Origin of the sequence: Terrimonas sp. (assembly GCF_003075435.1) — a bacterium.
Classification (GTDB): Bacteria; Bacteroidota; Bacteroidia; order Chitinophagales; family Chitinophagaceae; genus Agriterribacter.
In genome coordinates this window covers 148,842-172,456 of the sequence record NZ_QCZJ01000003.1, presented here as the reverse complement: position 1 = coordinate 172,456, position 23,615 = coordinate 148,842, and the positions used below count along the sequence as shown (strand labels likewise).

General features: G+C 40.5%; 21 protein-coding genes. 5 read left to right on the top strand and 16 right to left on the bottom strand.

The window, feature by feature from the left end; genetic code table 11:
* Positions 1-45: 45 nt before the first annotated feature.
* From pth to DC498_RS25970, 4 genes are all read right to left on the bottom strand, one after another.
* Entirely contained in the window at positions 46-636 is a 591-nt protein-coding gene (pth, locus tag DC498_RS05415; RefSeq protein WP_116873123.1) for an aminoacyl-tRNA hydrolase, read from the bottom strand.
* Between the two features lie 69 nt (positions 637-705).
* Positions 706-1,329, bottom strand: coding sequence for a 50S ribosomal protein L25 (locus tag DC498_RS05410; RefSeq protein WP_116873122.1), 624 nt, complete (start codon positions 1,327-1,329; stop codon positions 706-708).
* A 20-nt stretch (positions 1,330-1,349) separates the two neighbouring features.
* Positions 1,350-2,300 (bottom strand): ribose-phosphate pyrophosphokinase, encoded by a 951-nt coding sequence (locus DC498_RS05405; RefSeq protein ID WP_116873121.1) that lies wholly within the window; start codon positions 2,298-2,300, stop codon positions 1,350-1,352.
* Between the two features lie 128 nt (positions 2,301-2,428).
* On the bottom strand, positions 2,429-2,647 hold the full coding sequence (locus DC498_RS25970; protein WP_133176772.1) for a hypothetical protein: 219 nt from the start codon (positions 2,645-2,647) through the stop codon (positions 2,429-2,431).
* 79 nt (positions 2,648-2,726) lie between these two features.
* Here DC498_RS25970 and radC point away from each other — a divergent pair, with 79 nt between their 5' ends.
* On the top strand, positions 2,727-3,422 hold the full coding sequence (gene radC, locus DC498_RS05395) for a RadC family protein (protein ID WP_116873119.1): 696 nt from the start codon (positions 2,727-2,729) through the stop codon (positions 3,420-3,422).
* 347 nt (positions 3,423-3,769) lie between these two features.
* Complete coding sequence (locus DC498_RS05385) at positions 3,770-4,627, top strand: alpha/beta hydrolase (RefSeq protein WP_240627869.1); 858 nt, start codon at positions 3,770-3,772, stop codon at positions 4,625-4,627.
* Here DC498_RS05385 and DC498_RS05380 read toward each other — a convergent pair.
* Both DC498_RS05380 and DC498_RS05375 read right to left on the bottom strand, forming a co-directional pair.
* The gene (locus DC498_RS05380) at positions 4,616-5,962 is read right to left on the bottom strand and encodes a sensor histidine kinase (RefSeq protein WP_116873116.1); all 1,347 of its coding nucleotides are present in this window, start codon (positions 5,960-5,962) and stop codon (positions 4,616-4,618) included. The genes DC498_RS05385 and DC498_RS05380 overlap by 12 nt on opposite strands.
* Before the next feature lie 75 nt (positions 5,963-6,037).
* On the bottom strand, positions 6,038-7,396 hold the full coding sequence (locus DC498_RS05375; protein ID WP_116873115.1) for a sigma-54-dependent transcriptional regulator: 1,359 nt from the start codon (positions 7,394-7,396) through the stop codon (positions 6,038-6,040).
* A 154-nt stretch (positions 7,397-7,550) separates the two neighbouring features.
* Here DC498_RS05375 and DC498_RS05370 point away from each other — a divergent pair, with 154 nt between their 5' ends.
* Entirely contained in the window at positions 7,551-8,720 is a 1,170-nt protein-coding gene (locus tag DC498_RS05370) for a Gfo/Idh/MocA family protein (RefSeq protein WP_206197532.1), read from the top strand.
* A gap of 361 nt (positions 8,721-9,081) precedes the next feature.
* On the opposite strand, the gene DC498_RS05365 is transcribed toward DC498_RS05370, so the two are convergent.
* The 4 genes from DC498_RS05365 to DC498_RS05350 form a co-directional block, all read right to left on the bottom strand.
* Positions 9,082-9,522, bottom strand: a complete 441-nt coding sequence (locus tag DC498_RS05365) for a hypothetical protein (protein ID WP_133176771.1) — start codon at positions 9,520-9,522, stop codon at positions 9,082-9,084.
* A 91-nt stretch (positions 9,523-9,613) separates the two neighbouring features.
* Positions 9,614-10,348 (bottom strand): ribonuclease III, encoded by a 735-nt coding sequence (rnc, locus tag DC498_RS05360; protein ID WP_116873246.1) that lies wholly within the window; start codon positions 10,346-10,348, stop codon positions 9,614-9,616.
* 193 nt (positions 10,349-10,541) lie between these two features.
* Positions 10,542-11,795: a beta-ketoacyl-ACP synthase II gene (gene fabF, locus DC498_RS05355; RefSeq protein WP_116873113.1), complete on the bottom strand. Its 1,254-nt coding sequence runs from the start codon at positions 11,793-11,795 to the stop codon at positions 10,542-10,544.
* Between the two features lie 37 nt (positions 11,796-11,832).
* Positions 11,833-12,069: an acyl carrier protein gene (locus DC498_RS05350; protein ID WP_116873112.1), complete on the bottom strand. Its 237-nt coding sequence runs from the start codon at positions 12,067-12,069 to the stop codon at positions 11,833-11,835.
* A gap of 220 nt (positions 12,070-12,289) precedes the next feature.
* Between DC498_RS05350 and DC498_RS05345 the strand changes: the two genes are divergently transcribed.
* A complete protein-coding gene (locus DC498_RS05345) occupies positions 12,290-12,721 on the top strand; it encodes a GNAT family N-acetyltransferase (RefSeq protein ID WP_116873111.1) in 432 nt (143 codons plus the stop codon).
* A 36-nt stretch (positions 12,722-12,757) separates the two neighbouring features.
* Here DC498_RS05345 and DC498_RS05340 read toward each other — a convergent pair whose 3' ends face one another.
* From DC498_RS05340 to DC498_RS05315, 6 genes are all read right to left on the bottom strand, one after another.
* Positions 12,758-13,564 carry a 5'-nucleotidase, lipoprotein e(P4) family gene (locus DC498_RS05340; protein ID WP_116873110.1) on the bottom strand — a complete coding sequence of 269 codons (807 nt, stop codon included), beginning with the start codon at positions 13,562-13,564 and terminating at the stop codon, positions 12,758-12,760.
* A gap of 31 nt (positions 13,565-13,595) precedes the next feature.
* The gene (locus DC498_RS05335) at positions 13,596-14,831 is read right to left on the bottom strand and encodes an alkaline phosphatase family protein (protein WP_116873109.1); all 1,236 of its coding nucleotides are present in this window, start codon (positions 14,829-14,831) and stop codon (positions 13,596-13,598) included.
* Between the two features lie 281 nt (positions 14,832-15,112).
* Positions 15,113-16,903, bottom strand: coding sequence for a RagB/SusD family nutrient uptake outer membrane protein (locus DC498_RS05330; RefSeq protein ID WP_116873108.1), 1,791 nt, complete (start codon positions 16,901-16,903; stop codon positions 15,113-15,115).
* A 38-nt stretch (positions 16,904-16,941) separates the two neighbouring features.
* Positions 16,942-20,466 (bottom strand): TonB-dependent receptor, encoded by a 3,525-nt coding sequence (locus DC498_RS05325; protein ID WP_240627867.1) that lies wholly within the window; start codon positions 20,464-20,466, stop codon positions 16,942-16,944.
* A 200-nt stretch (positions 20,467-20,666) separates the two neighbouring features.
* Positions 20,667-21,788, bottom strand: coding sequence for a FecR family protein (locus tag DC498_RS05320; RefSeq protein WP_116873107.1), 1,122 nt, complete (start codon positions 21,786-21,788; stop codon positions 20,667-20,669).
* 57 nt (positions 21,789-21,845) lie between these two features.
* Positions 21,846-22,433: an RNA polymerase sigma-70 factor gene (locus DC498_RS05315; protein ID WP_116873106.1), complete on the bottom strand. Its 588-nt coding sequence runs from the start codon at positions 22,431-22,433 to the stop codon at positions 21,846-21,848.
* A gap of 343 nt (positions 22,434-22,776) precedes the next feature.
* Between DC498_RS05315 and DC498_RS05310 the strand changes: the two genes are divergently transcribed.
* Positions 22,777-23,604 carry an energy transducer TonB gene (locus DC498_RS05310; RefSeq protein ID WP_116873105.1) on the top strand — a complete coding sequence of 276 codons (828 nt, stop codon included), beginning with the start codon at positions 22,777-22,779 and terminating at the stop codon, positions 23,602-23,604.
* Positions 23,605-23,615: the final 11 nt, after the last annotated feature.

Below are 23,615 nucleotides of genomic sequence, written 5' to 3'. Positions count from 1 at the left end.
TGAATCTTATACACTTAACCTGTTTTTTTAGCTAATGTCATGCTCTTATTTACCATCTGCCGGTTTAAACTCCATAGTGTTTACCCAGTTCATCGTTCGCTCCAGCCCCGTAACAAATACATTTTCAATCACTTCAATGCTTTTTTCAATTTTTTGTTTTACGATTTCCGCTTCCTCGGGAAACCATTTTCCCAGTACAAAGTCAACCTGCATTCCTTTGGGAAAATTGCTTCCTATACCAAATCTTAACCTTGGATATTTGTCTGTACCCAGCACCTGCTGAATATCTGACAATCCGTTATGCCCTGCCGCGCTACCGCTGCCGCGCAACCGTAGCTTACTAAGTGGCAATGCCAGTTCGTCAACAATGGTCAGGGAATTCTCAAGAGGTATTTTTTCCTTATCAAGCCAGTATTTAAAAGCCTTACCACTTAAATTCATATAGGTGGTGGGCTTAATACAGATAAAATATTTTCCCTTCCACTTTACCTCCGCAACATCTGCAAGCCTGTCGGTTCTGAAAGCAGCATTGTGTTTTTGAACAAAGCTATCCACAACATCAAAGCCAATATTATGCCTGGTATGAGCGTATTCTGAACCGGGATTTCCCAAACCAACAACCAGAAATTTAGACATAAACAAATAGTTGTAACAAAAAACCCAATCCTCAAAAAGGATTGGGTATAGTATTAAATAACGTTTATTTTATTTTTTTGCTGCAGGCGCTGCTTTAGCCGGAGCCGCACCCTTAGCTGCAGGCGCTGCTGCAGATTCTTCCTGTTTCAACTGGCGCGTCATAACTACTGAAGCAATAGGAATACGGGGTGAGTTCAATACCTCATAATTTTCTGTCACTACGTCTTCTACCCTTATATTACCATTTACTTCCAGGTCAGTTAAATCAACTTCGATATTTTCTTTTAAATACTTAGGGTATGTTTTCACCTTTAATGATTTCATTTTGGTTACTAACTTACCCCCGGCTTTTACACCGGCAGCAGTACCTGTAAATTTTAAAGGAATATCGGCTATCACCTGCCTGTCATCAACCAGTTGCAAAAAGTCCACATGGCTGAGTGCGTTGGAAACCGTGTCGAACTGTATATCTTTCAATATACAATTATACGCCTGACCATCAACTGAAATGTTTGCGAGCTGAAATTCTGGTGTATACACTAACGATTTAAAAGCCAGTACAGGAGCCTGGAAATTCAGCTCTTTTGTACCGCCATAAATTACACCAGGCACCAGTCCCTGAGAGCGGAGCTGTCGGGTGGCTTTCTTCCCGGTTCCGGTCCTCAGTTGTCCTTCGATTGTAATTGTCTTCATGTTTATTTCAAATTTAAATTTTACTTGTTCCTGCGCTGGCTATGTATAAACAAACTTGTTATACTCTGGTTGTGGTAGGCATTTTTTATAGCTACCGCAAATAAATCAGCAACGCTCAGCACTTTAATCTTATCTGAATGCTCTCTCAGCGGAAGTGTATCGCAAACCACCATTTCTTCCAGCACGCTGTTCTCGATATTTACATACGCATTTCCGCTTAATACAGGATGAGTACATAATGCTCTTACACTTCTCGCGCCCTTTTCTTTAAGCAACCCTGCGGCCTTTGCGAGGGTTCCGCCGGTATCGCATATATCATCAATAAGCACTACATTTCTATCTGTTACATCACCTATTACCACCATGCTCGAAATTTCATTTGCTCTTTTGCGGTGCTTATCACAAATCACCATTTCGGCATTAAAATAACTGGCAATTTCACGTATCCTGTTCGCACTTCCCACGTCAGGGGCGGCAAAGGTAAGGTTTTCGAGGTTAAGTTGTTCAATATATGGAATGAAAATAGCTGAACTATCCAGGTGATCTACAGGAATATCGAAATAGCCCTGTATCTGTGGCGCATGCAGGTCCATGGTAATCACCCTGTCTGCACCTGCCGCGGTTAACAGGTTGGCTACCAGCTTACTACCTATGGCAACCCTGGGCTTATCTTTTCTATCCTGGCGGGCATAACCATAATAAGGCAGTACTGCTATTATTTTATAGGCTGAAGCACGGCGTGCGGCATCTATCATAAGCAATAATTCCATAATATTATCTGCCGGAGAAAAGGTACTCTGTATCAGGAAGACATAATCGCCCCGGATACTTTCCAGGAAGGTAGGCTGAATTTCACCGTCGCTGAAGCGCTGTATACTTATTTTTCCCAAAGGCTCTCCAAACCTTTGTGCTATTTTTTCTGCCAGATAACGGGAGCCGGTGCCTGAAAATAATTTCGCCCTTGGTTGCATATGTGGTGGATAAGCGGCGAAGATAAAAAGAAGGATTTAGTATTGAACAGGCATAAAAAAAATTATTGCCACTTCCCGAGAAAGCAGCAATATTTCCATTATAAACTCCAGGTGATTTTCCTGGTATATTATTGTTTAGCTAAAGTGCTGTTATTTGAAACTTTAATATTAGAAAGTGATGCTGTTGTTGTATTCTCCACAGATTCAACTTTTTTGCCGCCTTTAATAGCATGATATAAAGATGAACACACAAATACCGAAAATACCAATACAACGCAGTACATGCCGATGCAGAATAAAAGCGGTTGAAGTGAGCCAAGGATAAGCTGGCGGTTTGTAAGTTTCATAAGATCAAGATTTTGACGGTTATAATAGAAAATTTGGATATATTACAATACACTATAACGTGCAAAACACCTGAAAATTATGCTGACTGATCAAAAAACATCTATTAAAAACTGGGCTGTTGATGATAGGCCCCGCGAAAAACTCCGCAATAACGGGCCCGAAACGTTGAGCCATTCAGAGCTGATAGCCATTCTTTTACAAAACGGAACCCGCCAAAAATCAGCCATAGATCTTGCTAAAGAAATACTGCAATTAGGTAAGAATAACCTGGCAGAGGTAGGCAAGCTTTCTATAAAAGAATTGATGAAGGTCAAAGGAATCGGCGAAGCAAAAGCCATTACTATAAGCGCCGCGCTGGAACTTGGCCGCCGCAGGCAGGCTGCTGAAAGCCTTGAAAAGCCTGTAGTAACCGACAGCGCCAGTGTAGCCCGCTACTTACAGGCTATACTTAAAGATAAACAGCAGGAATTGTTTATCGTATTGTTTTTAAACCGTGCCAACAGGATAAACCATTCAGAAATTATAAGTAAAGGTGGAATTACAGGAACTGTAGTTGATCCGAGAATTGTTTTAAAAAGAGCGCTGGAAGAAGACGCGGTAAGTATTGTACTATGCCATAATCATCCTTCAGGAAGTTTGAAACCAAGCAGGGCTGATGAAACACTCACCGCTAAAATAAAAGAAGCTGCAAAGTATTTTGATATAAAAGTATATGATCACATTATAGTGAGCGATCAGGGTTTTTATAGTTTTGCTGATGATGGGTTGTTGTAAAGAAAATTAAATTACAACTTATGAATGCGAATGTCGAAAATATTGAGATCGATATAAACGGTAAACCCCATCATGTTAACCTGAAGTGGATGCGCGGGGCAAATCGATATAATAATGGAGGAAACAGGAACGGTAGGATTTTAAAAAATAAATACGCTTTAAGGTTAATATTGGGAAGGTTGAAGCAGCATGCAAAAATGTAAAAACGATTTTAACTGTATACCTGGATGCTTAATATACTTCGCGATTCCTTATCTTTCCTGAAATAAAAAACGATGAAGCCATACCTGGTAGTTTTATTTTTATTTGTTACAAGCATCTCAGCACTTTATGCACAATCCAACAAGATGGAAATAACACTTTATCCCGATAATAAAATACCCAATAGCATACCCGGACCTGACGAAGAAAAATCAGTGACAAGTGATAATATTCTCCGTATAAGTAACATCAGCAGGCCAACACTTACTGTTTTTTTACCCGATGCTGTAAAAGCCAATGGCACGGCGGTTATAATTTGCCCTGGCGGCGGATATGGTATTGTTGCTGCAAGTCATGAAGGATATGACGTGGCTAAAAAATTTAATGAAATGGGTGTTGCGGCTTTTGTGCTGAAATACAGGATGCCCAACAAAAAAAATCAACCAGCTCCTTCTATAGCTCCGTTACAGGATGCACAACAGGCAATTATTACCGTAAGAAAAAATGCCGCTAAATGGAATATAAATCCACAACGGATTGGTATTATAGGATTTTCAGCAGGCGGGCACCTCGCATCAACCGCCGGCACGCATTTTAGCAAAGTGCTTGTTGAGGATGCTGGTAATATATCTGCCCGGCCGGATTTTATGCTGCTGATATATCCTGTAATAAGCGCCGATATTACCATTACACATGCTGGTTCTTATAAAAATCTTTTGGGTGAAAATCCTTCTAAAGAAGAACTCGACCTGTATTCGAATGAAAAGCAGGTTACAGATAAAACGCCGCCAACATTTCTTGTTCATGCCAGTGATGATAATGGAGTAAGCCCTAACAACAGTATTGTTTTTTACCAGGCGCTTATTAAAAATAAAGTACCCGCTGAACTACATATTTATGAAAGAGGGGGGCACGGCTTTGGCATGTATAATAAAACCACCAAAGAAGAATGGATGGACAGGGCTAAGAACTGGATGGAGAGCAACGGATGGCTAAAAAAGTAACGAGAATACCGTTCCTTCACCTTCTTTGCTATGCACCTGCACATTGCCTTTATGCAGCATCATGATTTGTTTGCATAAACTTAAACCAATACCGCTTCCGCTTTTTTTGGTGCTGAAAAAAGGTATAAATATTTTATCCAGCACCTCAGGAGGGATACCGCTGCCATTATCAGCTACTTTAATAATTACTTTTTGATTGGAACCTTTTGCTGCTGATAAGGTTATATGTGGTTCCTCTTTATCCTTTACCGCGTCTATGGCGTTAACCAACAGGTTAATAAGCACCTGTTCCACAAGATTGGTATCAGCTTCAACGGTAAGCTCAGTATCTTTTAATATTACATCTATATCAATATTCTTTTGTAAAAGCGTGGGCTGCATTAACTGGTAAAGATTCTCAAATAGATCTCTTACATATACTTTTGTAAGATTGAGGGTAGTTATTTTATTGAGGCTCCTGTATGTTTCTGCAAATTTCAACAACCCTTCGCTTCTTCTCTTTATAGTGATAATACCCAGCTCAAGATCTTCTACCGTACCTTCATTATCTTCAATATGTTTTGAAGCCAACTGAAGCCTGTTTTTCAGGGTATCGGCAAGGGAAGATATGGGGGCAACAGAATTCATGATCTCATGCGTCATCACACTCAATAACCTTTGCCAGGCTTTTGATTCGTTCTCATCCAATGCATCATCTACATTCTGAAAAGCAACCAGTTTAAATATCCTGTTATCGGTTTGAAAAGCGGTTGCAGAGATCAACACTTTGAAAATATTATTATCACGGGTAACTGAAACCACTTTTGTTTCGCCGGACTTCAGTGTATTAATCTCATCAAATAATTTAGGGTCTCTTTTTCCGAGTGATGCAATACTTTTTAAATAGGGAATGCCCAGCATTTTTTTCAGTGATTCGTTCATCCAGCCTGTATCTCCACTTTCCCTGTCGTAGGATAATATGCCTGTATCTACCAGCTCCAGTATTTTTTGTACATACTGGTATTGCGTTTCTTTTTCTTTACTGATTACTTTGAAAGTAGTATTAATGTCATTAAACCCTTTGCGCAGCGGCTGCAATTCCAATGGGGCTTTCTTTACATCAAAGTACCGGGAAAAATCCCTGTAATGCACTGATTCTACAAATTGAGATACTTCATCCTGCGCTTTTTTCTGAAAACGAAAAAAATCGATCAGCTCAACTATAATTGCCGGTATACAAATGGCAAGGTATATATAATAGTTACTTCCTTTCACTAAAAAGAAAGCTGTTATGCACAGTGTAATAAACAACACCGTTACACGTACTACAATGCGCCATTCGTATTTGTTAAACATATGTTTAAGGTATAAGGTAAAAGGCGTAAGGTATAGGGCTGAAGGTCTTACACCTTATACCCTTAACCCTTAACCTCAGATATCATACTTACTCAATCTTCTGTACAGCGCCGTTCTCGTTAGTCCAAGTTCTTTTGCTGCTTTGGTAATATTTCCGTTATGCTTTTCAATCACCCGCAGTATGGCGTTCTTCTCAATTGCACTCAAATTCAGTTCATCCTGTTCTTCAGCCGGGCTGCCGGTTGATTCTATAGGAGAGAATATAAGATCAGCGCCGGTAAGCTCATCTCCATCGGCCATTATTACTGCACGCTCAATAGTATATTGCAGTTCTCTTACATTACCAGGGTAATGATATTGCTTTAATTTTTCAATAGCTGATGCGCCTAATACCAGCGATGGCTTTAAGTATTTTGAAGCATATATTTTTGAAAAATGTTTTGCGAGTATCACAATATCTTCCTGCCTTTTACGCAACGGGGGTACGGTTATTTCAACAGTATTGATACGGTAAATAAGGTCTTTCCTGAACCTGTTTTCATTAGCAAGCTCACTCAGCGGAACATTGGTAGCGCAAATCAACCTGATATCAACAGGAACAGGTTGATTTGTACCGAGACGGGTAACCTGCCTGTTCTGTAATACCGTTAAAAGTTTGGCCTGCTGTTGTAAAGAAATATTACCAATCTCATCTAAAAATAATGTACCGCCATTGGCTGCTTCAAACCTCCCGGCCCTGTCTTCCCTTGCATCTGTAAACGCTCCTTTTTTATGACCAAATAGTTCGCTTTCAAATAAAGTTTCTGTTAGTGCACCAACATCTACTTTTATAAAAGGTTTATTGGCACGGAGAGATAACTGGTGCATAGCTTTCGCGATCAGATCTTTGCCGGTTCCGTTTTCGCCCAATATTAAAATATTGGCATCTGTTGGTGCTATTTTATTGATTTTGTGAAAAATATCCTGCATTACTTCAGCATTGCCGAGTAATTCCGTTCCTATAATTGAATCTGAATTTTCTATTGCAGATTTAGGCTGATTGTTTCCTTTGTTCTTTAATGTTTCTTTAATAGTCGAAATCAATCTTTCATTATGCCAGGGTTTTACCATAAAATCTGCCGCACCTTCTTTAAGAGAACGAACCGCCAGTTCAATATCTCCATAAGCGGTAATCATAATTACAGCAGCGTCAGAACCAAATTCTTTTATTTTCTTTAACCAGTACAAACCTTCATTGCCTGTATTTACAGAACTATTGAAGTTCATGTCAAGCATTATCAGATCGAAAGACTGTTTGGATAAAAGCCAACGCAGGTTTTCCGGGTTCTTTTCCGTAACCACTGTTGCGGCCTCTGTTTTTAATAAAAGCCTCACGGCGGTAAGCACATCCTGGTCATCATCTATTACCAGTATGGAGGCATGTTTTAAATTCATTTATGTTTTTTTAGATACAAGCTATTATCGCACTAATTTAAGATGAAAACAAACAATACCGGCAATTGATTGACAAACGGAAAAATCAAACGAGCTTCCATAAAAACTTTACTTTTGAATTGCATTTCATTGTCTACCCTCAAACGATTGCTATATGAACAACAACATCTCCAGGAAACAATTCTTGCAATACACAGCCTCAGCAGGGGCAGCTGCATTATTATCCTCACTTGAAGGCTTTGCTGCTGAAGCGCGCCAACAAAAGCTCCGGGTAGCCATAATCGGTTGTGGCAGCGTCAGCAACCGGTATATTCCGCACCTGCAAAGTTCTTTATTTATTGAAATTGTTAGTCTCTGCGATATTAAACCGGAACGTGCCGAAGCCCAGAACAAACAATATAATGTTGGCGCTAAAACTTATCCTCATATAGACGCCATGCTGAAAGGCGCGCCGTTTGATATGATGGTAACCTTAACAGATATGCAGGAACATGGGCGGCTGAACAAACAGGCACTGCTTGCCGGTAGGCATGTATGGAGTGAAAAGCCGATGGCAAATACTTATGCCGAAGGAAAAGCATTGCTGGACCTGGCTAAACAAAAAAAGCTGCGGATATGGGGGGCGCCTGCAGTTGTAAACAGCCCGCAGTTTGCGTTTATGAATAAGTGCATACAGGAAGGTAAGTTGGGGAAACTCGCCAGTGCGCATGGGCAATACGGGCATACCGGTCCAACATGGTCGGCTTTCTTTTATGAAAAAGGGGGAGGCAGCATGCCCGACCTTGGTGTATATAATATGGCTACGCTTACTGCATTGCTTGGCCCTGCCAAAAGCGTAATGGCGATGCTTTCTATAGTGAAGCCGGAAAGAACGGTTGATGATAAAGGAACAGTAAAAGTGGAGGCGGAGGATAATGCGCATATATTAATGGATCATGGCAATGGCGTGATATCGCATGTGATGTGCGGTTTTAACTTTTTTGACCCGCATGGGCATGAAGCAGGCAATCAATCTTTACATAGTATACAAATTTTTGGAGATAAAGGAAACATGCGCCTGATTGGTTACGATTGGGAAACAAATGGTGTAATACTCGATGACTCATGGGACCAGGCGCCAAAATTATTGAGCACCGATAAGGGTGGCTATGTATGGCAGGAAGGCGCAACAAAAGTTGGTGAATCGCTCATCAACAAAACTGAGCCCGTTATAAATGTTGAGCATGCGCTGCATGTGCTTGAGGTAATAGAAGCCGCAAGAAAATCGTCTGCTACAGGAATGAAGGTGGCGATGAAGAGTGGGTTTAAGTGGCCATTGATGTAGGCGAATGTTTGTGTTTCAGAGAACTTTGTCCTATCGGTATGTGTCTTCACCATAACCGTCAACTTAAGCCCAAAGGGCTTGAATTTGAATAGCCGTGAGTGGAACTCACGGTAAAATGGCGGAGTTTTTGTTGAACCCCTGCGGGGTTCAATGTAAAAACCGATTCATTCGACCACCGGTTGCACCGATGGCTATTCAAATTGAACCCCTTTCGGGGTCTTTTGTTGCTCATATTTTTTAAGTTGACGGCTATGGTGAAGACACATACCGAAACATATTCACCCCTTTATGCTGGTGTGTGAAGAAACACCAGTAAGAAAAAACTGGTTATTGATCAGAGACAAAACCTGGGGAAAAGAAGTTATGGAGATATAGTATGTTTAACTTTTTGTACCCTTATATAATAAATTACAAATAGAATTTGTCCTAAAACAAATAATATCCAGGCTGCAGAAATAAAGTGCATTCTAAATGCTATAGCTTTTATCTGTTTGTCTTGGTTTGGTATTTGTAAATCCAAAAAAACGGTTGGAAACTTTATGTAAATTATTGTTGGTATTGTAAACAGGAAATGTATTGCAAATAAAATCCAACTTGTTTTATCTCCCTGTTTAGATAATAACCAATAACCTATTATTACAAAAAGTAAAACAATTATAACTATAAGTTCCCCAATAAAATACGCTGGAAAAATTGTGGTATGCCAACCTGGAACTATAGAAGTTGAAAAATCAAACGAAAAAGGGATCGTTATTAAGATTAGAACCAGGAAAGCAAGAAAAGGTGTATAAGGCTTTTTCATAAATGTTTGTCTTGCTGAAAAAATACCCTCTGAGTTTACCATTAAAAGGACACTATTTCTCAATTCAGAAACTGCAATTAAAAAAATTACCCTACTCCTCTCCCTTTCCCAATCCCAATTTCTCTACTGCAATTTGTGAAGCTACCTGGCTGGCGTCTTTTTTATTAAAGGCTTTTCCTTCTGCAAGTAATTCACCGTCTACTACTGCGCCAACGGTAAACAGCCTTCTGCCATTTTCAAACCTTTCGTCCAATGTTTCAAACTCCAGGTTTTTACCATTTTTATTTGCCCAGCCGTATAACTTGTTTTTGTGGTTTATTTCAAGCGTTTCGAGATTTTCAACAAACATGTGAGGAATGATGATTTGCTTTAATACCCATTGCTTGGTTTGGTTGAAGCCTTTGTCTACATATATTGCTCCCACGAGCGCCTCAAGCGTATTACCGAATATCTGGCTTACTTTAAGAGAGCCGTCGTTTTTATTATAGATGGTAATTTTCTTCAGCCCCATTTTCACCGCTATTTCATTCAGTGTTTGGCGGTTCACCATCTTGCTGCGCATTTCTGTAAGAAATCCTTCGCCTTTATAGGGATAACGTTTGAAAAGATAATCTGCCACTATACCGCTCAATATGGCATCACCGAGATATTCAAGCCTTTCGTTGTTTTCATCGGTGCCTTCTTTAACAGAACGGTGGCTAAGGGCGGTTTTATAGAGTGAAATGGTACCTGGTGCAAATCCAAGCACATTGCACAGTTGTTTGTAAAAGGATCGGTTGGTTTTGTCAATCCCGAGATATTGAATGAAATACCTGACTAAAGCCAAATTTATTGTTTTAGGAGTAATATTGAGCAAATGTAAAACAACTCTTTAAGAGGCTGTTCAAATTTTTTATCCGGCATAATTTATAAACCATTAAGAAGTTAAGAGTAGTTAAGTTATTTCTTAATTGCCTTAATGCCTTAATGTTTAAACCAGCCTCACGGGCAGTTGTTTTCATTTACAGTTAACGATAAAATCAGGCAGAATATTTCTTAACGATGATAGAAGCATTATGACCACCAAAGCCGAAAGTATTGCTCAAAGCGGCACGCACGGTACGTTTTTGTGCTTTCCAGAATGTGAAATTCAGTTTTGGGTCAAGGTCCGGATCGTCGGTAAAATGGTTGATGGTGGGCGGAACAATATCATCCCTAACCGCCATTACGCAGGCTATAGCTTCAATAACACCGGCAGCGCCAAGCAGGTGCCCGGTCATTGATTTGGTAGAGCTGATATTCAGGTTATAGGCATGCTCACCAAATACACTCTGGATAGCTTTCACTTCCGAAATATCACCCAGCGGTGTAGAAGTGCCGTGCACATTGATATAATCAATATCTTCAGGTTTCATACCGGCATCAGCCAATGTAACCGTCATTACATTTTTAGCACCAAGCCCTTCTGGATGCGGAGCCGTAATATGATGCGCATCTGCTGAAGCTCCTGCGCCCGCTATCTCACAAATAATATTTGCGCCCCTGCTTATAGCATGGTCAAGGCTTTCAAGCACCAAAATCCCCGCGCCTTCGCCTATTACAAAACCATCGCGATCTTTATCAAACGGCCGTGATGCTGTTTTAGGATCGTCATTTCTTTCACTTAAAGCTTTCATGGCATTAAAGCCACCAACGCCGGCTTCCCGTATCACACTTTCACTTCCTCCTGCTATTATTGCATCAGCCTTGTCCAGTCTTATCAGGTTAAAGGCATCCATTATAGCATGGGTAGATGAAGCGCATGCAGAAACAACAGCATAGTTAGGACCACGGAATCCATGACGCATAGATATTTGCCCCGCAGCAATATCAAGTATCATTTTAGGAATAAAAAAGGGATTGAAACGCGGAGTGCCGTCGCCAAGCGCAAACTCGGTTACCTCCTGCTGAAAGGTTATTAAACCTCCAATACCGCTCGAAAAAATAACACCAACACGGTCAGGATTAATATTTTCCTTCGTTATGCCGGCGCTTTTCACCGCTTCATCGCTGCAAACCAGCGCAGTTTGTGTAAAGCGGTCAATTTTTCTTGCCTCCTTTTTATCTAAAAAGCTGGTAGGGTCAAACTGCTTTAGTTCGCAGGCAAACCTTGTTTTGAATTTAGATGCATCGAATAACGTAATTGCATCAGCCCCGGACACACCATTAATGAGCCCCTGCCAGTATTCCGGCACAGAATTTCCCAATGGGGTTAAGGCACCAATGCCTGTTACAACAACTCGTTTTAAATCCATAAGCAAGTTTGCCCGCGATCAGCTAAAAGGAAAAAAATTACTTTGCATGCTCCTCGAGATAAGCGATAGACTGTCCAACAGTGGTGATGGTTTCAGCTTGCTCATCCGGAATGGAGATATTGAATTCTTTTTCGAATTCCATGATCAGTTCTACTGTGTCTAATGAATCAGCTCCGAGATCATTGGTGAAAGATGCCTCGGGAGTTACCTCAGCTTCATCAACACCTAATTTGTCAACAATAATCTTTTTAACTCTTGTTGCAATGTCAGACATGGTTGTAAAATTTGGTTAATACTGGGTGCAAAAATATAGTTTTTGGGATAAAAACAATATCTATTTGAAATTGTATTAAAAAGAGGTGCTTAATCCTATTTTCAGGCATGCATATCTATATTAATATAATACGGGTTTAAAACCGGATTTACCGTCAATTTTCGCATATTTTGTATATCCTTTTTTTGTATTTTTAAGTTTACCCCTGTAAAAAAAGCGCATGCCATTAAAGATTATAGACCATGATTCTGTGGAATACCAGCAAATGATTGATTTGCGGGATGAAATTTTGCGTAAGCCCCTGGGGCTTTACTTTGACCCGGAAGAATTAGACCGTGAGAAAGATGATATTTTAATCGGCGCTTTTGAAGAAGATAAGTTGATTGGCTGCTGCCTGATTACCCGTGCCGAAGGCAGTACCTGCCGGCTACGGCAAATGGCGGTAAGCAGCACCCTCCAGAAAAAAGGTATTGGCGCCTCTTTAATGACTTTTGCTGAAAATGTAGCCCGCGATAAAGGCTACGAAACTTTAATGATGCACGCCCGCACATCTGCCGTGGGATTTTATGAAAAATTCGGATACAAGGTACTGGGCGATGAATTTTACGAAGTAACCATCCCGCATTACACTATGTGCAAAAAGCTGAGGTAGGAGAAGGTGAAAGGTATAGGGCAGGGTGTCTTGTTCTTAATATTTTCTCAGGTTTGCTGTAATGATGCTATCCTTTTGCCCGGCAGGCAATGCATGCCGGTAATTATATAATGCTCCTTCCCAATCGCCATACATAATATTGGGCAGCACAATAAATTTTGAACCGAACATAGCAGCATTATCCCTGGTTTGGTTATCTCTTTCATCCTGCGGCTTCTTATCAAACACAGAGCTGAAATCACTGAGGTTATCTCCAAAAAGCATTACAATCTTATAATTGGCAGCAACCTTGTCGCGGCGGGGACCTTTGCCGGAACCAGCGGTTTTCAAAATAAGGTGATCGTTGGTCGCGTCCGGAAAATTCCAACGTTGCAGATCTTTTAAAGTTTGTTCCCGTTCTTCCTCCAGCCTGTTGGTAATATAAAATACACTTACACCTTTGCTTTTTGCATACTGAAAAAAACTCAAACCACCCGGCACCGTATCGCAATCCACACGTTTTGTCCATACTATCCAGGATGAATCACTATACTCCTCATTTTTTAAAGAACTATGCACCTGGTAAGGACTATTATCCAAGATCGTTTCATCAATATCTGTAACAAGTGCAAGCGGTTTATCCTGCGGTTCTTTTAAAATCATATCCAATTGCAGCCTGGCAGTATTATATGCCTGGAAACAAAGTGCCTTATACTCTGACGCTTTTTGCTGCCATACCGCACCCCACAATGGGCCTTGCGTAACCAATGAAGGGCTGGTAATGTTTGTTGAGGCGCTACGCTGAACTTTACATGATATTACCAGCACAGCAACACAGATGGCGATGCTATATTTTATACGCATATTTTATTACAATTAATTCATCAAATATCAGCTATTGTTTCTTTTCTACAATCCACCGGTTAAGCATATTTTGGGGCGCTTCAATAACTATTTTATAAAACGATGAAGGACTATTGCTTACATCAATAACCGCTTCCTGCTTTACAAGCGGCACAGTGGCAACCAAACTGTATTCATCTTTCCCTCCCTCTTTAAAATGATTGGTAGTTGCGAGCCATATTTTCGCATTGCCTTTTTTAGCAACAGCTTTCCAGCTAACTTTTATTTTGCCATTTTCCAGCATAGCATTGGCAGTTGTAGCAGAAATAGTACCGGTAAGTGGAATACCATCTACCTCCATCAGCCGCTCTTTAGGAATGGTTATATTTAAGGAGGAAGCAATGGATGGCATGATGTCAATCACACCGGGATTGCCTGTTTTAAAATAACTGTTCAAACCTTTTGCACTGGTCACTATCCATGTAGCTCTTTCCCTGTCTGATTGTCCGCCATGATTTTTTCCGTTATCTGCGCTTCTGCCATGGTCGGTAGTAATGTATATCACCCAATCTTCTTTAAAATTATTCTCACGGTATTGTATAGCCGACCATAATCTCCCCATCTGGTTATCCATCATTTCAACGGCTTTATAAAACTCAGGGCTATCGCCATGCATATGCCCCATATCATCGGTGTATTCAAGATATACCCATGAAAGATCCGGTGCTTCTTTCTTAATATAATCTGCCGCGTTATCTACCACCGCTTCATCTATCCGGTGCATAAAATCTCTTCTTTTATCATGGGGATATTTTGTTGTGTCAAGTTCCAGCCCGTCAAAATGATAATCGAGCTTGAGATTTCCGGTTGCTGCAAGATTTTCACCAACCAGTTTTGTCCTGTTGTCTTCCCAGCTGGAAAATACAGCCGCTTTTTTCTGTGGATACTGTTCTTTTAAAAAGCGGAAGATGGTCCAGTAACTATAGTTGGGTGCAGCAATATCATTATCCCAAACGTTATGCTTGTTTACCCATGTGCCGGTAAGTAAACTGTTATAACCTACAGCGGAGATAGTAGGTGTTTCTGAATAGCCCCCTCTTTCTCCTCCAACATGCGCCCTCGTATAGCCACCCGCTTTTGCTATAGCATCAAGGTTGGGTGTGTTTAATTTTTCTATCACATCAGCCGGAATACCATCAACAATAACAAAGATGGCTTTTTTGTTTTGCTGGGCAAAAGAAGATGCGATACAACAAAGAAAAAAAACCGGAAGAATAAAATTTTTCATCTTGACTAATTTATACAATTGTTTTTAAAGCCCCGGATTCCGTTACCTGCGCTGCATGACAATATAGCTATCTTCTTTTTACAGAATAGCGCACAGAATACACGGATGATACCGGCCAACGAGGATGCATTTCGCGAATTTCTCTCATATCTGTATTCCACTCTCTGCACTTGCCATGCTTAACAGGGATTTGTTGTACAGGATGCATGAGTTGATAGTTACAGATTGTAAATAAAAGCCGGGAGCTATTTCAAAATCCCGGCTTTTTATATTGCACAAAGCTACTGCCATCCGAATAACTGCTTCAGAGCAGGGTTTAAAGTAACCTGGTTGAACGGTATGGGACGATAATAATATTTCGGATCGAGGAATTGCCTTGGTGTTACCTCCGTAACAGTTGTACCGCCCGAATTCCCGTTTTTAAGATATACCGTTACATCTTCACCAAAGCTTCCGGCTTTATAATATACCAGTTTTTCACCAAGCGAATTTGTCTCTTTAGCATCTTCATTAGGTATTGTTGCTCCTTTATCTATCAATTTAATATCAGGAATACCATCTCCTGTAAGATCAAAATTTCCTAACCCGGAAAAGTACATACCTTCTGGTATTTTCTCCAGCTCTTTGCCGGCTTCCCATCTCATCAAATCATCAAACCTATACCCTTCCATAGCAAATTCTACTCTTTTTTCGCGGCGTATTTCTAAAATAACACCCTGGTTTGCTCCCGATACATTAGGATATTTTGCAGCCAGCACCGGATCCGGATTGCTGTTGGCCCAAGCCAGATCAAGATGAGGAAGCGCCACGCGGTCGCGAAGCAGGTTTACACTTTCATCAAGATCGGATTGGGTAAGGTTTTCCAGTTCTGCTTTTGCTTCCGCATAAATAAGCAGCACCTCTGCGTAGCGATAAGCGGGAAAATCAACATCAGCAATTGTTTTATTGTCTGTGCTATTGATATAACCTTTCAACTGATGATATCCTGTGAAGTTCTTATTCAGCCGTTGAACATATGGTTTAGGATTAGGCGCGTTGGTGGCAAATACAAAACCTGGGTATATTAATGATGCAGATAGTCTTGGGTCACGGTTTTGAAACTCCTGCACAAATCCGAAAGTTTGATAACCAGGTTGCGCGGTAAACCTGCTGCCATCTTTCATAAGATAAGTTTGCACCAGGTCGCGTGAAGGCGACATTTCATAGTCAAGAATATTTCCATTACCTCCGCTGCGTTTCAGATCCTGGTCGTAAATGCTTGCCAGTAATACTTCTTTATTACCTGCAAGGCTGGCGCTGGTAAACAATTCTCCATAAGAATCGTGCAGGATAAAGTTGCCGGAACTCATTATCTCTTTTGATACTTCTGCCGCCAATTGCAATAACCCGCCAGCAGTACTTTCAAGCCCCAGTTCATCGTGGTATTTTCTATATGTTCCCTCATACAGGGCTGTTCTTGCCTGCAGGAGTTTCATCACCCATACATTGGGGGTTCCTGTTGGTACATCTTCTCTCACTTTATCGGCAGCAAATGCCAGGTCAGCCATCACACTATCCATTACCAATGCACGGGGGTCGCGGGGTTTATATAAATCACTTGTATCAGATGGGTTAAGCGCGTTGGAATACCAGGGAACATCTGAGTAACGTTTTACCATATTTGTATAAAACAACGCACGATAATATCTCGCCAACCCGGCATAATGATTTTTCACTTCTTCAGAAACATCGGCTTTGCCATAATTGTCCAGGAAATAATTAATATTTCTCAGTCTGCCCCATGACCATCCTGATGTAATATTCTGGGAACTTGGATTACCTGTCATGATAGATTTTATTTCTACCGCGCCTGTTGTGGCTTTATCGTCCGTATCCTGGTCTGACAGGTAATTGCCCCTGCCCGGTATGGTTAAAAGTCCATTGATGTAAAGTGAAAGGTCTTCTTCAGATTTAAAAAAGAGGTCAGGCGGTACTGATGTCTGCGGGTACCTGTCCATAAAATCTTTTTTGCATGAAGCCAGTAGCAGTATCATGCAGGTGATTATAATATTTATGTTGATAAACTTTTTCATTTGTACATTTTTTCTGTTAACAATATTGCACCGTCCTCTCAGAAATCGAGATTGATACCAAAAGCATATTTACGCTGGTATGGATAAGCCCAGCCCCATCCATCTGCCACAGCTTCGGGATCAATATATTTTTTGATAGCAGAAAATTCATACAGGTTTTCCCCGGTAAAAAACACCCTCAGCCTGCTTACTTTAAATCTTTTGGTAACAGCATTTGGAATAGTATACCCAAGCGTTACATTCTTAATGCGCAGATAAGATGCATTTAAAAGATATTTTGTTTGCGGAATATCCAGCCCAGCGCCGTAATTAGCATCAGCAAGCCAGGATTGCAATACAGGGAAATAGGAATTTTTATTTTCATCTGCCAGTCCGGCCGCTATATACGATGCGGAATGCCTGTCTCTTTCTGCGCCGGTTTCAGAAGCACCGCGGTAGTAATCAAGATTCCATTCATAAATACCGGCATAAGGTTGCTGGTAAGGCCCCCAGAAAAGATAGTGACGGGGATAAAAATCCTGCTTACCAACACCTTGTAAAAATACAGAGAGATCAAAATTATTCCAGTCAAAATCGAGGTTAATGCCAAAGCGGTATCGCGGGCTGGTATTGCCTATGATCTTTAAGTCTTTGGGGTCGGTTACCGTATTTCCCTTTTCAATTACCCCATCTTTGTTCTGGTCAATATATTTGGGCCAACCAGGCACTATATCCAATGCACCCCATGGTACAATAGCAGATTCGTCCAGCGCATCAATCTCTTCCTGACTTGAGAAGTATCCATCATTTTCCAATCCCCAAATTTCGCCAATTTCCTGCCCAACCCTATAGCTTGACAACAACAACTGATCGTTTCTGTACTTTGTAATTTTAGACTTTGAATCAGATACAAACACTTTTATGCCAAATGAAAATGGTTTGGCAGCGATATCGAAATTATCGCGATAACCTACAGTTAATTCCCATCCTTTGGTAGACAGGTCAGCAACATTTTGTGTTGGCGCCGAAGTGCCTAATACACCAGGCAACTCCTGTACCGGGCCAAGCATACCAATTGTTTTGCGCACAAAATAATCAAAGCCTGCCTGTACTTTATTATTGAACAACCCTATATCTGTACCTACGTTGAAGGTGGTTACCTTTTCCCAGGTATAGGTATCAGGATCAACGCTCAATGGCGGAGCGCCAGTAATAATAGTGGGCATTGCATTGTTGATAAGATAGGAGGAAATGCCGGTTGGTAAGGTTTGTATGTAGCCGAAGTTACTTACGCTCTGATTACCCAGGTCGCCATAAGAAATTCGAAACTTCAATGAAGAGATCTTATCCTGCAGGGGTTTGAAGAAATTTTCTTCGCTGGCAATCCACGCCGCGGAAACAGATGGGAAGAAGCCCCAGCGCCTCTGCCTCGGGAATCTTGATGATCCGTCGTAGCGCCCGTTTCCTTCAATGATATAACGATTCTTAAAAGTATAATTCAATCTTCCAAAAACACTTTGCAGCGCGTAAGTGCTGTAATCTGCATCAAGGAGAGGGTTTTCTCCTGTAGTTAAAAATATGTAGGGTAGCGAAGAAGATATAAGCCTGTCACGACTTACCTGCTCATAAGACCACACATATTCTTCCTGGTTATAACCTGCCAGTATTTTGAATGAATGATCATTGGCAACAGTTTTATTGTAGGTTGCAAACAAATCATACACATCATGCTTTACAATTCCGTTGGTTGCAGATACTGAACCGCTGCCGCCTTCTTCGCGTATATCATCGGGGCCATACCCGATTTTATATTTACGATAGTCAACATTATATTTCCATATCTCTCTTTTAAAGCTCGCACTTCCTGTTACCTGCAGATCATTATTCAAAAAGCTCGCTGTTCCACGTATGATATTTTGAAACCCGAATCTTGTCTGATCATTACGTCCTCCATCTGTTAACTGAGCGCCTAATCTTCCGGCACCTGTGTTAGCCCAGGTTCCATCAGGGTTTTTAGCTACCTGCGTGGGTTGCAGATAATACAGGTCAGTAATATTATAAGTGGGTGCATCTGTAATTGTTTGATAGATGTTGAGGTTGTTTTCAATCTTAAACCAGGTAAGTGGGGTGAAATTTACTTTAGCGCGTAATCCATAACGGTTCCAGTCATCTTTCGCTAATTTATTCAAACCATTCTCTTTTGTCCAGTCTGCAGAAAGCAGGTAACCAAATGGTTTGCCTTTTCCTATTTCAGCGCCCCCGCTGAATGATATGCTGTGATTTTGTGAAGCACTGGCTTTATTAAAAAAATAATCGTTCCAGTTATTGTTGCCCATATAAGTCCACTTGGTAGGATCATTTGGATCAACCCTTGTATCTTCAATAGATGGATTTTCGGAACGTTCCTTAGCCCATTGATATTGATAGTCGGAATAGTTAACATAATCCCATGGCGTATTATCTGTAGCTGTTTCCAGCACTCTAGAATAAATATAGGGATCGGTGATCTGGTTAGGTAATACAGTGCGTTTTGACCAGGAAAAGTAGTTATTATAACTTACTCTTTGTTTACCACTGCTTGCGCCGGCTTTAGTAGTAATTAATACAACACCAAAAGCAGCCCTTGCTCCGTAAATAGCAGCGGAAGCTGCATCTCTCAATACCGACATAGATCCGATATCCTGTGGGTTTAAACGAAGAATATCATCAACCGTAGAAGCGATACCATCAATAATGATCAATGGAGGTGAGCCCCCGCCTGTTAAGGTTGTTACGCCACGGATATTAATAGCCGGCGTTGCGCCGGGGCGTCCGCCGGGATATGTAATATTCAATCCCGGGCTGATGCCCTGTAATCCCTGGAAGAGATTAGCGATTGGTCTTTCTGCCAGCTTTTTACCGGATATCTGGTCTACCGCTCCGGTTATATTTATTTTCTTCTCAGATCCATACCCTACCACCACCACTTCATTCAAAGAATTTTCTGCGGCATTCAATGTTATATTAACAGATGTTCTTCCATCAACCGGCACTTCCTGTGTTTCGTGGCCAATGAAGGAAAAAATCAGAATAGCATTCTCCGGAACTTTTATTTCAAATTTTCCGTCACTGTCTGTAGTGACTACAACATTGGTATTTTTTAATTGAACAGTTACCCCCGGTAAAGGTTCATTTAAAGTATTTATTACGGTACCTGTTACTGTTACATCTTTTTTTTCAGTGCCTTTCGGCGCTATAACAATGAGTTTATCAGATAGCATCCTGAAGCCAAGGCTGGTCTCATTCAGGATACTCGTAAGAATCTCATTAATAGAAGCTCCTGAAGCAGATACTGTTACCCTGCGGTTAAAGGGAATATTATCATCATTGTATACAAAGCGGTATTGAGATTGCTTTTCGATGGCGGCAAATGCCTTTTCAAGACTAACCCGGGATAGGGTAATGGTGATTTTTTGAGAATGTACTTTTGCACTAACATGCAAACAGCATACAAATAAAAAAAGCGCAGTCAGTTTCATAAACAGGATCACTTTTCTTAGTTCCCTGCACGGGCGGGAACAGTTAAGCCGTAGTAATTTTTGCATTACCTTTGATTTGTTGGTTGATTGAATATTTGTTTAAATCGCATTTTTGGACAACATATCTCCTTCACCATCATCATACGGGGAATGCGCCAACATTTCCCGTTTTTGTTTATGGAGATATATGCTGTTTTTTATCAGGTAGTATTATCAGTTTGAATCATGCAGCTTAGTTTGGTTATTATTTCGACTTTAGAGCTTGATCAATAAATTATGATGGCACCTGTAGTATCCTTTTTGTAAGAAAATGTTGATGCGCCGGTTTCCATGAACGCCTTTAATATTTCATCAAGATTTTCTCCGTCAAAAGTTCCGCTCAGGTTCAGCTTCTTCCTGTTTTCATTTTTGAAATCTATCTCCACTGCAAACCATTTTTCAAGCACCAATGCAATTTGCTCAAATGATTTATTTTTAAATACCAGTTTATTATCAACCCAGGCTGTTTCAGCAACGGTGTTAAACCTGTCGGTGGTAACCAAAGATTTCTTCACCTCCACTACTGAAGGTGTGACACCTGTATTGGCAGCAGTTTCACCAGGTTCAGCTATTGCAGACAACGCGGATACAACTAATTTTTCGTTGGGACGAAGTAATACCTTATTATTTTTCCTGGCATTAAGTTCCACTTCAACAGATCCCCTGATGAGCGATGCGGAAGCGCTATCCTCATCATTGTAAGCCCGTATATTAAAAGCAGTGCCTAATACTTTTACCGTAAAGGTTTTTGTATGCACGAGAAAAGGTTGCAGTTTATTTTCGGTAACATCAAAAAAAGCCTCCCCTTCCAATGTAACCTCACGCAACAGCCCGGAAAACTGTTTGGGATAATCCAGTGTACTACCTCCATTCAGCCAAACTTTGGTACCGTCCGGCAAAATCAATTGCGACTTTGATCCATATTGTGTAACCAGTTGTTGTAAGTCCTCAACTTTAGCCGGCGGTTTTAGTTGGTTATTCCATTTAAACCATATTAAAGCCACCAAAATGCAGGCTGCTGCAACAAATACATATCGCCATAATATTATCCTGCCTTTGCGTTGCAGGTTTTCCCGGGTATTGTTTTCATATTCCGGAACCGTATCGCCATTTATCGCCTTTTGCATACGCAGTTGGTGTTTATTGAAAGCATCATCTGCGTCTTTTGAACTGAACTTCTTGTAGCCATCATGCCATTGCTGACTCAAAACTTCCTGTGCATATAATGCATCAGGATTTGCCTGCAATAGCGTAATCAATTCTTTATTTTCCGCTGCTGTTATTTCATTTGCCATTTTCCTGGCAAGCAAATACCATAGCCTCTCGTTTTCTTTTTGATTAATATCCATGCAATGTTAAGGACAGTATCTGCAGCAAAAATTCCCTAAAACAAATCAATATTTTTTTCAGGAAATTTTAAGATAGTCATTTACGAGATGGGTGGGAGTATATAGCCTGATGGCATGAGAAAGTTTTTTTACTGCGATAGCTAATTGTGCATCAACTGTTTTAGATGAAATGTCCAAAAGCTCCGCTACTTCTTTATAACTTAATCCGTCTATTTTTATCAACCTGAAAATCATCTGGCAACGCCCCGGAAGTTCACGTATTGCTTTTTCAATTATAACTGCCACCTCTCTTGAAATCAACCGTTCTTCAATATCCGGTATCACAGATAATGCATCCTTATCAAGTGTGTCAAAATCAATATACCGGGCTTTGTTCCGGGGTAGCGCATTTAAAGAAAAATTCCGTACACATACATACAGGTATACCACAGGATTCTCTACATGCACAAATTGTTCTCTTTTACACCAAAGCATGATAAATACATCCGAAACAATTTCTTCTGCCGACTGAAATGACCCAACTATTGATGCCGAAAAATGAGCAAGACGGGCATAAAGTATTTTGTAAAGCTGCTCATACGCCTTCACATTGCTATTGGAGCAAACATCAAAAAATAAAGAGGGAATGATCTCATTATTTCTCATACAGCAAATGTAATAAAAACCGATACCGGTAAGTGTTATGAAAGTATTACCATATTTACATACTACCAAAAAAAGCTTCGCAAACGTTTGAGCACTTTAAATATATATAAGAGAAATATTGCAGTAATCTGGTGTCATGTTAACTAAAGAATGTCGGCACGTTGTCAATAAACGTGAGATCAGCGTTCATGTTTCATATTTCACGTTTGACATAACATTAGCAGCGCCGCGATTCATAATCTTACAAAATCCACAAGCAAATCTTGTCTGATTATAAAAATATAATTGCACTAAAATACTGTGGAATTCTTTGCTGCAGCCATCTCAGATAAAAACATTGTTTATGGAAAAGAATAAAATTTTGCAGGCAAGTCTGCTAGACATTGTATTCGATAACCGCAACAAAGTATATGGCGCATACGAATTGCGGAGCAGGTATTCAAGCCGCTTATTAAAAGCATTATTAAGCACAGGCGCCCTGGCATTGGTTGTTTTGCTGGCTTCTTTTGCAGGATCAAAATTTAAAAGTGAAAGAACCGCTGCAGGCTTCGAAAAGAATAGTGTTATATTAATTGATCCTCCTAAAAATGACCCTGTTGTTGAACCGCCCCCACCGCCTCAGGTAAAACCTTTAGTGCAACCCCAGATAGAAATGTCACGTTTAACATCTTCAATTAAAATGGTTGAAGAACTGAAACCTGAAGAGGTAATGAAAGATATTGACGATATGATAGATACAAAAATCAGCACAGCAAATGTAGATGGAATAAAAGGGGCTGATATAGTATCTCCTCCAATTGAAGACGATCATACGGGAGTTATTATTGGTCCTCAAAAAGAAGAAAAAGATGAAACCCTAATTACTGTTCAGATACAAGCCAAATTTCCCGGTGGCGATGAAGCATGGAGAAAATACATTTCAAGAGAAATAGAACGGCACACCGATGAATTACAGGAAGATGGAAAAGCCGGTACTTGTATAGTACAATTCATTGTAGACAAAGACGGTAAAATAAGTGATGTAGAGGCGCTGACAATGAAAGGCACCAAACTTGCCGAGCTCTGTATGAATGCTATTCGCAAAGGCCCGGATTGGACCCCTGCCGAAAATAATGGTATGAAAGTAAAAGCCTGGAGAAAACAACCCGTTACATTCAGGATAAGCGAATAGCAAGAGATTGC